This is a genomic window from Peribacillus loiseleuriae (assembly GCF_001183985.1).
In the GTDB taxonomy this organism is placed as follows: Bacteria; Bacillota; Bacilli; order Bacillales; family DSM-1321; genus Peribacillus; species Peribacillus loiseleuriae.
Genome location: NZ_LFZW01000001.1, coordinates 4,021,328 through 4,034,814 on the forward strand (window position 1 = coordinate 4,021,328; position 13,487 = coordinate 4,034,814).

Annotated in this window: 13 protein-coding genes; 3 read left to right on the forward strand and 10 right to left on the reverse strand. The window is 39.2% G+C overall.

What is annotated here, in order from left to right:
- Positions 1–173 precede the first annotated feature (173 nt).
- Positions 174–2,303 (forward strand): methyl-accepting chemotaxis protein, encoded by a 2,130-nt coding sequence (locus tag AC625_RS18545; protein WP_049682644.1) that lies wholly within the window; start codon positions 174–176, stop codon positions 2,301–2,303.
- A 329-nt stretch (positions 2,304–2,632) separates the two neighbouring features.
- On the opposite strand, the gene AC625_RS18550 is transcribed toward AC625_RS18545, so the two are convergent.
- Together AC625_RS18550 and AC625_RS18555 are read right to left on the reverse strand one after the other, a co-directional pair.
- On the reverse strand, positions 2,633–3,157 hold the full coding sequence (locus AC625_RS18550; protein ID WP_049682645.1) for a DUF84 family protein: 525 nt from the start codon (positions 3,155–3,157) through the stop codon (positions 2,633–2,635).
- Between the two features lie 18 nt (positions 3,158–3,175).
- Positions 3,176–4,249, reverse strand: a complete 1,074-nt coding sequence (locus AC625_RS18555; protein ID WP_049682646.1) for a M42 family metallopeptidase — start codon at positions 4,247–4,249, stop codon at positions 3,176–3,178.
- A gap of 225 nt (positions 4,250–4,474) precedes the next feature.
- Between AC625_RS18555 and AC625_RS18560 the strand changes: the two genes are divergently transcribed.
- Complete coding sequence (locus tag AC625_RS18560) at positions 4,475–4,789, forward strand: PepSY domain-containing protein (RefSeq protein ID WP_049682647.1); 315 nt, start codon at positions 4,475–4,477, stop codon at positions 4,787–4,789.
- A gap of 123 nt (positions 4,790–4,912) precedes the next feature.
- Here the strand turns inward: AC625_RS18560 and AC625_RS18565 are convergent, their stop codons facing one another.
- Positions 4,913–5,761: a YtnP family quorum-quenching lactonase gene (locus AC625_RS18565; RefSeq protein ID WP_049682648.1), complete on the reverse strand. Its 849-nt coding sequence runs from the start codon at positions 5,759–5,761 to the stop codon at positions 4,913–4,915.
- A gap of 232 nt (positions 5,762–5,993) precedes the next feature.
- On the reverse strand, positions 5,994–6,632 hold the full coding sequence (gene trmB, locus AC625_RS18570; RefSeq protein ID WP_049682649.1) for a tRNA (guanosine(46)-N7)-methyltransferase TrmB: 639 nt from the start codon (positions 6,630–6,632) through the stop codon (positions 5,994–5,996).
- A 162-nt stretch (positions 6,633–6,794) separates the two neighbouring features.
- Between trmB and AC625_RS18575 the strand changes: the two genes are divergently transcribed.
- Positions 6,795–7,073, forward strand: coding sequence for a YtzH-like family protein (locus tag AC625_RS18575; RefSeq protein WP_049682650.1), 279 nt, complete (start codon positions 6,795–6,797; stop codon positions 7,071–7,073).
- Here AC625_RS18575 and AC625_RS18580 read toward each other — a convergent pair whose 3' ends face one another.
- The 6 genes from AC625_RS18580 to pssA all read right to left on the reverse strand — a co-directional run bounded on the left by AC625_RS18580 (position 7,074) and on the right by pssA (position 13,310).
- Positions 7,074–7,850 (reverse strand): phosphotransferase family protein, encoded by a 777-nt coding sequence (locus tag AC625_RS18580; protein ID WP_049683811.1) that lies wholly within the window; start codon positions 7,848–7,850, stop codon positions 7,074–7,076. It lies immediately after the preceding gene.
- Positions 7,851–8,250: 400 nt separating this feature from the next.
- Positions 8,251–9,243: an NERD domain-containing protein gene (locus tag AC625_RS18585; RefSeq protein ID WP_049682651.1), complete on the reverse strand. Its 993-nt coding sequence runs from the start codon at positions 9,241–9,243 to the stop codon at positions 8,251–8,253.
- 101 nt (positions 9,244–9,344) lie between these two features.
- Complete coding sequence (gene thpR, locus AC625_RS18590; RefSeq protein WP_049682652.1) at positions 9,345–9,914, reverse strand: RNA 2',3'-cyclic phosphodiesterase; 570 nt, start codon at positions 9,912–9,914, stop codon at positions 9,345–9,347.
- A gap of 263 nt (positions 9,915–10,177) precedes the next feature.
- A complete protein-coding gene (gene dat, locus AC625_RS18595) occupies positions 10,178–11,047 on the reverse strand; it encodes a D-amino-acid transaminase (RefSeq protein WP_049682653.1) in 870 nt (289 codons plus the stop codon).
- Between the two features lie 20 nt (positions 11,048–11,067).
- A complete protein-coding gene (gene pepV / locus AC625_RS18600; RefSeq protein ID WP_049682654.1) occupies positions 11,068–12,480 on the reverse strand; it encodes a dipeptidase PepV in 1,413 nt (470 codons plus the stop codon).
- Positions 12,481–12,620: 140 nt separating this feature from the next.
- Positions 12,621–13,310: a CDP-diacylglycerol--serine O-phosphatidyltransferase gene (gene pssA / locus AC625_RS18605; protein ID WP_049683812.1), complete on the reverse strand. Its 690-nt coding sequence runs from the start codon at positions 13,308–13,310 to the stop codon at positions 12,621–12,623.
- Between the last annotated feature and the right edge of the window lie 177 nt (positions 13,311–13,487).

Genomic DNA, 13,487 nt, shown 5'->3' on the forward strand with positions numbered 1-13,487 from the left:
ACCCTACTATAAACCTAAGTCTTTTTGCCGATTTTTTCTTTATATGATCGTCTGCCTTTTACAACTTTCTATTGTTATCAACAACTAAAAAATCTATAATATAGGAAATATTTCTTATATCGCAATAGTATAGTACATACAATTACCTACTTATTCGGAAAGAGAGGAAGTTCATGAAAACAATTAAAGCAAAAATCGGACTTATTATTTTCATATCATTAGTTAGTGTTCTTCTATTAATCGTTTTTAACATGATCGCAATGAGAATGCAAAATAACGTTAGAGAAGAACAGTCGATTCTCAATCAAGCTATTGAGGATAGTAAAGATCTTAAATATGAAATGGCGGATACGCGAAAATTCGAGCGACAGTATTTGAAAAATCCGAAAGCTTCCAATGCAAGATTTGTATTCGAGCGTGTCAGGAAAATTATCGATACTTCTGCTTCATTAAAAGCAGAATACATCTCCTACCCTGACATGGTTCAGCAATTCAAACTCATTGAGATTCATTCTAAAGACTACGAAAAGAGCTTTAAGCAAATTGTTCAACTATATGAAAAAACGGGCTATTTCAACACGGAAGGCCTTCGAGCAGAGCTTGAAACTGACGGAAATAAAGTGGCGGATCTGCTTAAACATTCGAATCAGCAAGAGCTTTTCAACCAATTCTATATGATTCGGCTATTCGAACAACAATACATGGCAACGAAAGAACATACTCCATATACAGAATATTCGTCTCGGATAACTGACCTAGAGAATACAATAGCTAGTTCAGCCATTCCTCTTGTGCAAAAAGAGGCTCTTATTACTCAACTAAGCAAATATAGAAAGACAATGAGATCGATCGTAACAACCTATCTGGACACAACAACCATGACGTTGGCATTTGATACATCAGCACGTACAGTTGAAAAATCAGCTTCTGATTTAGAAACCATTGTGCATGAGCAAGAAACGAAAATGAAACGTGCAAATGAAGAAAAGGTCAAACGGATTACTATTTCTCTTGTTGTAATCAGCGTTATTATCATTTTGATTCTCTCGTCCATTGGCTATCTATTAATGGCATCGATGCGTTCTTCCATTTTCGCTTTAAAACATGGCGCAGATAAAATCGGTAGCGGTAATCTGGCACATCAAGTAGTCATCAAACGAAAAGACGAAATGATGAGTTTAGCAGAAACTTTTAATAAAATGGCGGAAAAAGTTAAACACACATTACTTGAAGTTAGAAATTCAGCTGATCAATTGAACTCTTCTTCACAAAATCTAGCCGCTATTTCTGAAGAAACTTCTGCTCAATCCAATCAAGTAAATGCAGCCATTAAACAAGTTGCAGCTGGCGCGACACTACAATCTTTAGAGCTTGAGGAAAGCAATGTTATTTTACAAAAGGTAACGGATTCCATCTCAGAAACAGAAATTATAAGTAAAGAAATTGTTATAGAGGCAAAACAAACAGAGAATGAAGGGCATGTTGGACTGAAAACAGTCGCAAGCCTTCAGGTGACATCTGAACAATTCCTACAATTGGCTACACATTTGACGATGCAAATTCAGAGTGCATCTGAAAAATCACTTGCAATATCAGGTATTGTTGGAACAATCCAAGACATTGCTGAAAACACAAATCTTCTCGCCTTAAATGCAGCCATTGAATCCGCACGAGCTGGGGATGCTGGAAGAGGATTTAGTGTAGTGGCAACCGAAGTACGAAAGCTTGCGGAACGTTCCAAACATGAAGCCAATAGCATCCAAGATGTCATCCATACAATGAATGAACAAATGAATGCATTAATGATTGAATCGCAGAAATTTAATGAATATAAAACGATTCAAAGTCATTCAGTCGACTATACAAAGAGCGCGTTTGAAAATATCGTTCAACATGTGGAACGAATCAGCTTGAAAATTGGTACCATCCAACGTTCCATTAAAGATGTCCAAAACGCAAACACCATTCTCGTTCAAAAAATGGGGGATGTGTATCAAATATCAGAGCAAACCACCGGCGCTTCACAAGAAGTCAGTGCCTCAAGCGAAAGCCAATTAATGGCAATTACACAGGTAAGCGAAGCCGCAACAGAACTAAGCCATATCGCAGCTGATTTACAAACGGTCGTTTCCCAGTTTAATCTTGAGAAAGAAGTTAGCGAAATCCATTCTGAAAAGAAAAGAGCAAAAAAGACGAACCTAAAACGAAAGAAGATTCATTGGAAACCATCTTCTGTCATGAAGTTTAATAGAAGCAAAAAAGAGAAAAAAACTAAGTTACCAAAGCTAAAGAAAAACGCATAGTACAAAGGAGAAAGCGGCTGACCCTTCTGGGACAATCTCTTTCTTTTTTCTGCAGAAAAGGGGTGGGGCTTCGCAAAATCAGCTCCGCACCGCCACCTTCATAAGGTTATACAATTCGACAACCTGAACCTTTTTCATCGTTGAGCTTTAGAGCAGACGCTCATGGATGTTTTTTGAGAGCTCTATAGCTTATCGAACAATTACTTTGACGCATATTTTTTGATTTTGACCCATAAATTCATATTTTCAAATATTGCATGTATGTGAGAACCGTTCGTTTAACAGAAAAAGGTTCTTCCTTCATTACGAAGAAAGAACCTTTTTTTAAATTATCGCTGTTGTCCAAATTTATATTCATATTGCCCTACCAACATGCTCATAATATGGCTGAACATGTCTTCTCGGGTAATCCGTTCATTTGTAAATACGCCAATCGCGCCTTCCTTTTTACGAATGCCGGCACGATTTGTGAAATCATCCATAACCGGTCCAAGCTCTTCTCCAGCGAGCAATCTTTTGGCTACTACATCTGGTAGCAATATTCTCGCACCGCCCGCAATGAACACATCTGATGATTCCCGGACTGTTAGTGCTCCCCAATTGCAGAGGAACAATCCATGTTTTGTTTCGACAACTCCGCCTTCAAGGCCTATTCCAATTTGTGCATCACTTTCACTCAAGCCGTTTCTAGACCGATTCACGGCTCCCTCTATCGTTTCGTCATCAGAAAAGGGCTGTTCCTGTACACCAGATAGAACATTTAGTGATAAGATTTCAACAAGTTCTCCTGAAAATGCATTCTTCACTGCTTGCACTTTTGCTGGGTTATAACTCCCGACTACAATTCGTAACATCGTACTTATCAAACACCTTTACCCGTTATTTAGAATGCTTTCAAGCGTCGTTTTATCACATGCACGTACTAATTTCCCAATCAGCTCACGTGCTGCCGCATAATCGTCGACATGGATCATAGAGGCAGCTGTGTGGATGTATCTTGAGCAAATGCCAATTACTCCACTTGGTATTCCTTCATTCGCTTGATGCACACGTCCAGCGTCAGTACCACCTTGTGATACGAAGTATTGATATGGAATTGAATGGGTTTCTGCTGTATCTAAAATAAATTCACGCATCCCCTTATGCGTCACCATCGTACGGTCAAGGATTCTTAAGAGAGCTCCTTTACCTAGCTGTCCAAATTCAGATTTATTACCGGACATATCATTTGCTGGGCTCGCATCCAAAGCGAAGAAAATATCTGGCTTAATCATGAATGCAGAAGTCTGTGCACCGCGAAGGCCTACTTCTTCTTGAACCGTTGCTCCTGAATACAAATTATTTGGCAACGTCTCCCCTTGTAAGTCTTTCAAAAGTTCTATGGAAAGACCGCAACCATAGCGGTTGTCCCATGATTTCGCAAGGATTTTCTTTTCATTTGCCATCGGTGTAAATGGACAGATCGGGACAATTTGTTGACCAGGGATAATGCCGATTTTCATCGCATCTTCTTTATCATCGGCACCGATATCAATCAGCATATTTTTAATATCCATTGGCTTCGAACGTTGAGACTCCTCAAGTAAATGAGGAGGAATCGAACCGATAACCCCTATTACCGGACCGTTATCAGTAATAATTTGCACACGTTGCGCAAGTAAAACTTGGCTCCACCAACCGCCAAGTGGCTGGAAGCGAACCATTCCATTATCCGTAATCGATGTAACCATGAACCCTACTTCATCCATATGACCGGCAACTAGTACAGTCGGTCCATCTACTGGTCCTTTTTTCAGACCAAAAATACTACCAAGGCGATCCTGAACAATTTCATCTGAATATTTCTCAAGCTCAGATTTCATAAATTTTCTGACGGCATGTTCATTCCCAGAAGTGCCTGGCAACTCAGTCAACGTCTTAAATAACGCTAAAGTTTCTTGATTCATTTTCTCTACCTCGAATCTGACTATTTTATGTACTCCTCCATTTTACAGAAAGTTGATGTTCGTTACCACTTACAGATTATTTTGCCCTAGCAATAAAATAGTTTGCATAATATGAACACGTACACCATAGAACATTATATCAGTGACTAATTATTGGGAAGTGATGACAATCTTTTGTATACTAAGAGATAGATTTACACGTGAGAAAATGGAGGGGATCAGAGAATGAACTGGAAAACATTCATACTAGGGGTTACTGCAGGTTTTGCTGCAGGCTATGCAACGAAACAAGTATTGGAGCAATCAGGACCTCCTTCTCCTGAAAAGATATTAGATGTTGTGAAAGCAGCCGTTAAGAAGGATGGAAAAATTTACGGTTCTTGGATTTTGATGAAGCCTGAAACGTATCAAAAGTACGACCTCGATTATGAAGTGTATAAGGGTGGCATTACAAGGAGTATTAACAATACCCAAGAACAATTCGAATTTGTTGCCGATGCAACAACTGGAACAATTATTGATTTAATTTCGAAAAAATAAACTGTCACAAAAGGGTCTGACCTCACACTCCATACACAGTTTACAGTGTTACATACACTTAATTTGAACTGTATTTGTAGTTGTGGGGTCTGACCCTTTCGTTGTGGAATGGTTCCTTATCTGTTATGGTCGTTCGCGTTTTACTTCGGCTAGAATTTCTTTTCCCGTTTTGTCCCACTTTACTGCTCGGTAATAGGCATCATGATAAAAGCTGTACCATGCTCCTTTTTCTAGCCCCTCTTTCATCCACTTCTGTTTTTGATAGACGGAGTCCATCGGGTAATCATCATAGGCAAGCACCCATAAAACGTTATTATGTGCGTGCGTTGGCATAGTATCAGCCATGTGAATGAGCATTTCATCGCCACTTTCGATGACGACAACCGAATGGCCAGCGCTGTGTCCGCCTGTATGAATCATTTTGATCCCTTTTGTTATTTGCATAGCTGTACTAAAAGGCTGAATTAAATGGGCAATAGCTTCCCAGTTTTCCCGCCAATATGTATTTCTTGAACGAATGTTTGGATTTTGCATTTCTTCCCATTCGATATCAGATGTAATTATGGAAGCATTCTCAAAAACAGGTGCACACTCTTCTCCTATACGCTTAGTTAGTCCGCATACATGATCAAAATGTAAATGTGTCATTAACACATAATCAATATCGGATGGCTTTAGCCCAAGCTTTGCTAAATCTTCGGCCACTCTTGATTCTTCTTTTACACCATAGTTTCGTATTTGTTTTTCTGAAAATCTGCTATTTCCCACTCCTGAATCAATCAGCAGCTTTAATCCATTCGCTTCAATAAGAATGGGATCCGTCCGCAATTCAATTTGATTCATGTCATTCACTGGATATTTTTTTGACCAGAGCGGTTTAGGAACAACACCAAACATTGCTCCCCCATCCATATAAGTAACGCCACCATTCAACCAAGTTAGCTTAATTTCTCCAATTTGTAATGTTTCCATAGATTTCCCCCGCTTTTAAAACCGTCACCAGTCTGTTTTTATACAAGTCAAGTGTATCATTATTATCTAATTATTGGAAATGTTGAATAAAAAGTACAAGCGCCTTCTCTCCATCAGATTGATTGGATTCGATCTTGGAAAGAGCGCTTACAAATTAAGTGATTCAGATAATTAATTTTGTTTCCTGAGCAATAAAAAGTGCAGCCTTGCTCATAGGCAGGCTGCACTTTTTTTATCGAAACTGAGCTTCCATTCGGTAAATTCTACTACCTAGATTCGAGAATTTTTCCTCATATTCCGTCATGATATTGCCTTCAAAATCACTATGATGAAGATCCAGACTGACATAAGACAGTAGCATTCCATATTCGGAAATGCTCTTTAACGATGATTCAAATAATCCTTGATTATCGGTTTTAAAATGAATTTCACCGTTTTGTGGTAAAATGTCTTCATAAATGCTCAGGAACGTTTTGTAGGTCAACCGACGTTTTGCATGACGTGTCTTTGGCCATGGATCGGAGAAGTTCAAATACACTCGGTCTACTTCACCTTTCGCAAAAAATTTTAGTAAGTCGGCTGCATCCACACTGAGCAGCTTTAGATTGGGAATATCTGCTTCGATGACACGGTCAAGCGCAGCAACGATGACGCTTTTATATACTTCAATTCCAATAAAATTCACATTTGGATGAGCTTTGGCCATTTCAGTAATAAAGCGACCTTTCCCTGTTCCAACTTCAATATAAAGCGGATTATCGTTCCCAAATACAGCTTGCCATTTCCCTTTTTGCTCTTCTGGGTTTGCAATAACATAATGGGAGAATTCATTTAATTTCTCGTCAGCCCAGGGCTTATTTCTTAAACGCATGATGACACCCCTAATAAAAAGATTCGTTCAAACCATAACACGGAATTGTACACCTCTGCAAGATGAATTTATTCTACATGTGTGCACAATCGACGACTTATCAAATGAATAAAGAAAAGCAGCAGAGCGTACCCTAAAAGAAACTTCAGAAAGGGTGACGCTATGCCGCTTTCACACGAGCATCAAATGACGTTATTAAAAGATATATTAAGCAACCATCAAACAGACTGCTGTGGCTCTATTTCAGAATACGAGCAGGTAGAACGACTTGTGAAGTCATTATTGGTCAACAACGGCGTTAATCAAAATGTAAAATCGATTTTACAGGATGTGTACCAATATAGTCAGAGTGGCATTTCCACTTCGGATTTAGACGAACACATCCAAACTCACCAAGACCAGCTAACACAGTGGGTGGATGGTATGAATCAATATTCATAACTATTCTAAAATGGATTCAAGGTTTTTAAGGAGAATATCCATTTCCTTTAACCGACTTTTACGTTTATGCCATTGAATCGAAATTAGCAACTGCGCTAACACATGCCATTTCATCCTCAATTGAAGGCCCGGCTCCAGCTTCACTCCATACCGCTCAAGCCAAGATCCCCACTGATCTTTTGGTATATATGAGTTAAGGAGGATGCCTAAATCAATAGCCGGGTCTGCAATCATAGCGCCATCCCAGTCAATTAAATACAGCTTATTCTCCTTTGTAACCATCCAGTTGTTATGATTTACATCACAATGACAGACAACCTTATCATCACATTCAATCAAAGATAAATTTTCTTGTAAAAAATACAACGCTCGCTGTATCGACGAAATGCTCTGTATCTCCAAGTCGAGGTTATTTGTAATATTCTCTAACATGATGTCGGGCAGCAATGGCGATTTTCCCAGTCTTTTCAGCATGCTTAATAGCGGTTTAGATTGATGAATTTTCCGTAGAAGATGAGCAACGTTCTCTTCGTTCATTTCTTCATGCGTTAACTCCCTGCCGTCTAACCAGTGCTGTGCTGTAATGGTATCTCCATTTTCAAGCCTTCTTGTCCAAATGAGCTTAGGCACGATGCCCTCTGCTGATAGGACAGCAAGAAATGGAGATGAATTCCGTTTTAGAAAAAGTTTTTCATCATTGTTGACAGCAATGAAGGCTTCTCCTGTTGCTCCTCCAGCAGGAAATATCTCCCACTCCTGCCCTAATAAATGTTCCAATTGGTTCACCTTCAATTTCCTCACTTAATTGCCTCGTGGTGTTTTCTTTATATAATAGCTGTTTAAAAACTTCACTTTCAGATTGAGTATATAATCTTAGTGTTTCCTAAAAACTTATCGCTTCTCATCCAATAAAATCCAAGAGTAAGTCGTGGTATCCATTTTTTAATTATACATGATAAATGTATCGTTAGAATAAAAAAGATAGCTATTGAACAATTTAACAATAGCTATCCTTTTTAAATTTTAGTTAAAAGCTAGTTTTTCGTCAAGTGGTATCATCAAAACACATGAAATTATGTCTATATTTCCTGTAAAGCTTGATTGATCTTTACGTGCAAATCCCCAATAAAGTGAAACTTACTTTTCATATTCTGTGCTTCAGGTCTAATACCTCTAGTCAGCTTTTTCGGGATTCATCTTCACTTACAAATTGATTATGTTGATCCACATCCCATTCCAATCTTCTGCTCGATGTTGTCTGACAGTATTCTAGCAATCCTTGTGCCGCTTTTAACTGTTGGTGCTTTAATGGCGTTTGTACGCTTCTCATTTTCTCAAACCATTCTGGAAAGATGCGCTTGTCGAGAAACGTTATATCGTAAGGAGCTTGCGGATAATCAATGTATCCGTTGCGTGATAAGACAACCTTATGAATGGGTAGGCTAATCTCATACAACTCAAATAACTGGGAAACAATTTTTCCGGTCCGATTCAAGGCAATTAATGGATTTAATAGTTTCTTATCCGGATATTGATGGTGCCGACGTAGCCAAAACCGTTCATTCGACCCAATGAAAGCTGCATCCTCTTCTGCCTCCAAAAAGGTTATGCACCATACATCGGTAGGTCCTAATAAAATGACCTCTAATTCAATTGGGGCGTTTTTCAACACAAAGATTGGCTTGTAGAGGACTAGATATGTATCGGGAAAACGTTGTAAAAAGAAACGTAACTTTTCATCTAAAATATAGGAGTTATCCATCCATGATTTTTCATGAATCGTGGAGCTTCCCCACTTTAATTGAAACTTCAAAAGTTGATTCAAGTAGTTTTGCTTTAAATCATCTAGACTCTTTGGCTCTGTAGGAAATTTCAACGAGAAAACATTCGTCTCATCAGAAGGCTTTTCCTTATATTCTGGCAGGTCTTTAGTGCCTTTTCCTATTAGACTTTTTACTTTGTTAAATAATCCTTTTTTTTCACCACGTTCTGCTTCCATTTGTCCAACATATTCTTGTTCTGCATAAAGCGTCACAAGCTCGCCAGCTGTGTAAGCTGTTTTCAGTTTCTCCCACTGCTGCTGCTTGAGCCGAACAAATTGGCTGGGATAACGATATATATCCTGCTCATATCTTGATATATAATCTTGAAGCTTTATCAGCTGTCCCATATTCATCACCGTCCTAGGCTATTTTATCGAGGGTATTGAAAGGGTCAGACCCCACAACTACAATATATCTATAACACTATAAACTAGGGGTCAGAGTGAGGTCAGACCCTTTTTTTTAGTGAAAATGTTGCGATTGGTTGATAGGATGGCGCTTGACCAAGATGAGTTTGGTATAACGTAACGGCAGCACCTTGAAATCGATGGGCTCTATTAGATATATCGGCAAGTTCTTGCATTCGATGAAGTTGAAAAGCATTTTCAGTAAACTTTCTTGCGAGCGTAATATGTGGTTTGAATGGCTTTTTATCCAAAGTAAAGCAAGCTTCCTCACATGCTACATATATCTTTTTCCGCAGATTGTTCAGCTGTTCAGACGGCTTCATCCCCGCCCACAGAATCCGGGGCGTTTCAACATTTCCAAAGATGCCGATATTATCCAATTGCAGATCTATCCGAGATGCTTCCGTAAGAGCATCATTCACGAATTCCAAACTCTTTTGTCTCATTTCTTCTGGTGCATCTCCAAGAAACGCAAGTGTGATATGATAATCATCTTGGTGCAGCCATTTTTTAAAAGCGAATTCACTCTTGATCCTTTCACTTGTCTGCTTCAAAAATCCTTTCGTTTCATCTGGCAAAGTTAACGCATAAAAGAAATGTGTTTTCGTCATCTTCCAACTTCCTTTTATTTTTTATTTTATCCTTATTTAACAAGCTGTATTACTTTTCGCGAGAGAATAAAAATAGGTGTGAGATGAAGAAGCCCCCTCTGATTGAAGTTTCACTATATGCAAGTTGATTACATTCAAAAAAAGAGGACAGACTGCTCTGTCCCCTCGATTACGGAAAGCGTACCTTCATATTGTAATCTAACTAGTTATCATCAGATTTTTTTGGCGTTGGTTTCGTTATTTTGGGACTAAAAATTTTTGGATCATTTCGCAACGGATTCAATAATATGACCGCACTGACGCTCGAGTTCTGCATGAAAAGCTTGTTGTATTTGACGTGTCACAGTACCTGGTTCACCGCTGCCAATTGATTGACCATCTATTTCAGTAATTGGCGTAATTTCAGCCGTAGTGCTCGTCATGATGACCTCGTCAGCTACCACGAGTTCTTCTAAAGTAAAGGCTTCCTCTTTATAAGCAACGCCTAAATCCTCACATATCTTAAGCATCACTTGTCGAGTAATCCCGTTTAAGATCAAGTTAGTAGCTGGATGTGTTTTCAGTTCACCATTCACTACGATAGAAATATTCGATGAGCTTCCTTCAGTTACCGTACTGCCACGATGCTGAATCGCTTCAAAGCAGCCCGTTTCTGCCGCTTTTTGTTTGGCAAGAATATTTCCAAGCAAGTTTAGACTTTTAATATCACAGCGAAGCCAGCGGATATCCTCGATTGTGATTGCCTTCGCTCCTGGCTTTAGTGCGCCATTGTATGGAACTTCTTTTGTGTAAGCGACATAAACCGGTGCAACATCCGTACTTGGGAATGGATGATTTCTAGGCGAAACTCCTCTTGTAAATTGCATATAGACCGTACCAAATGCGATCTCATTTTCGGCTACAAGTTCCTTTAGCTGAGCCTCGATTTCTTCTACCGTATATGGAATTTTGATACTGATTTTGTTCGCACTTTCAATTAGCCTCGTCAGGTGCATCTCACTCGTAAACAGCTTGCCGTTATAAACTCGGATGACCTCGTATACACCATCACCAAATTGATAGCCTCTATCTTCAAATTCTACCTTTATTTCGCTACGATTACGCATTTCACCATCAAGAAGCATCTTTTCCATATTAGATTCCCCCTTTGTCATCACTTTGCCAATTCATAGATGGCTGCAGCATAAATAGCTGCCGCTTTTACCAGATCCTCAATCACCATGTATTCATCCTTTTGATGAGCACGATCCTCACTGCCCGGGAATAGCGGACCGAATGCGACTCCTTCTGTCAATGAACGGGCATAAGTACCTCCGCCGATCGAAAGCAATTCAGCTCTTTCACCTGTTTCTTCTTCATATACTTTTTGTAGTGTTTTAATTAAGAAGCTTTCACTATCCACATGATGCGGAGTGGAGTGAGAGTTCGTTACAAGGCGCCAATCCAAGGATTTCAGATGAGCTTTGAGCTTCGTTGTCTGTTCTTCCCATTTATACGTAACCGGATAACGCATACTGAAGCCGATGCTGCTTTCACTTTCTTTCGAATAATTGAATCTGCCCGCATTCAACGTCAACTCCCCCGTCATTTCATCGCTATAGGCAATTCCAAGTTTGCTCGCACGTGTATCGTCAATTAAATATTCATTAATAAAACTAAAATACGTATTAGCGTGCTCATCCAGTTCTAAACTTGATAGGAAATTTGCTAGGCGCAACCCTGCATTCACACCATTATTTGGTTCCATCGCATGGGCTGATACACCTTTAACCTCAAATAATAGTTCATTCCCCGTAGATGTGGCATTACCTATTAACGAGTGTTTTTTTACATACGAATTGAAAAGACGTGCTACTTCTTCTTGATTAGCCGTTTCCACAATAGCTGTTGCAAAATCAGGGACCATATTCGTTCTTCGGCCAGATATAAAGCTCTTCACATTTACTATGGCTGTCTTCTGATTCATATTTGCAGGCTCTTGAATCATCGCAAAATCCCAAATTCCTTTTTCCGCATTTATGATTGGAAAATCAGCATCTGGTGCGAAGCCTAATGATGGCATTTCTTCTACTTCAAAATATCGGTCCACACAACGCCATTTGGATTCTTCATCTGTACCGATGATCATTCGGACACGCTTACTTAAAGGTAAACCAAGCTCTGTCACTGTTTTCATCGCATAGAAAGCCGCCATTGTCGGCCCTTTATCATCAAGCGCGCCACGGGCAAAGATTTTTCCATCGCGAATTTCAGCTCCAAATGGGTCTGAGCTCCAGCCGTCTCCTTCTGGCACCACGTCTACATGGCAAAGGATTCCGACGACCTCTTCCCCTTCTCCCATTTCAATATGACCAGCGATATTGTCTACATTTTTAACTGTGAAATCCGCTTTCTCTCCAAGCCTTAACATGTAGTCGAGCGCTTCTTTTACACCTGTGCCAAATGGAGCTTCTTTTGTTCCATTTTCTTCGTCTAAAACACTTTTAATCTTTAAGAGATTTTGTGTATCTTGCAACAAATCTAGTTTACGGCTCTCTATTTCATTACGCCAATTTATTTTATTCACAGTACGCTCACTCCTATTCACATCACTGTTCTATTTTAACATTTCCTCAAAATTCCCTTCAATTTAAAAAGATATAAAATAAATGACAAGGGACTGCCCCATAACGAAAGGTTCAGACCTTTTTTAGACAATCTCCAATTTCATTCTGAATCTTTCCTGCTCTTCACGAATCGATACCCTAAATACGTGATATAAAGCGGGGTGGCGATATAGATGAGATAAGGAAAGTTTTGATAGGTGCCTTTATAAATCGCAAATAGAGAACAGCCAAGAAATGCGGTTACAATTGTACCGTATTTTGGAAGTGGTATTTCTTTCAAGCTAGGAATTCGGATTTTACTCACCATTAAAAAGCAAAGCGCTGTAAAGACAACTGTCGTAATGATATTGGGTAGTTTACCTCCAAATAAGGTAAGTAACGCCAGAATTCCACCGGCCGCTGTAATCGGAACTCCGATAAAATAATTCATCGATGATTTCGTTGAGCTAATGTTAAATCTTGCTAAGCGGAATGCACCGAATAGTGGAAACAGTCCAGCTACAATCAATCCTAACAAACCAAAATGGAAAAAATATGTATAATAAACAAGAAACGAGGGAGCAACACCAAATGTAACAATATCGGCCAATGAATCTAGTTCTTTTCCTAATGCGCTGTCCGCTTGTAACATTCGTGCCAACCGGCCATCCATACTGTCCAGCATCATACCAATCAAGATTAAGATGGCAGCATTACTATATTGACCATTTGCCGCAAAGCCTATCGATAAAAAACCACAATACAAATTTCCTAACGTAACAAAATTCGGTATCATTTTTTTAAATCTCACTATCACTCATCACACTCCGTCCACATTATTCTTTTATCCCGGTTGAACTACTTATCTGTGGGGGATGAAAAAACCCACTGATGGATGTTTCCTTTATGTATGTCACATAAAAAAGACAAAACCTAAACAAATAATTTTGTCTAGGCTAGGCTCTACTTATATATTATATCATTGATT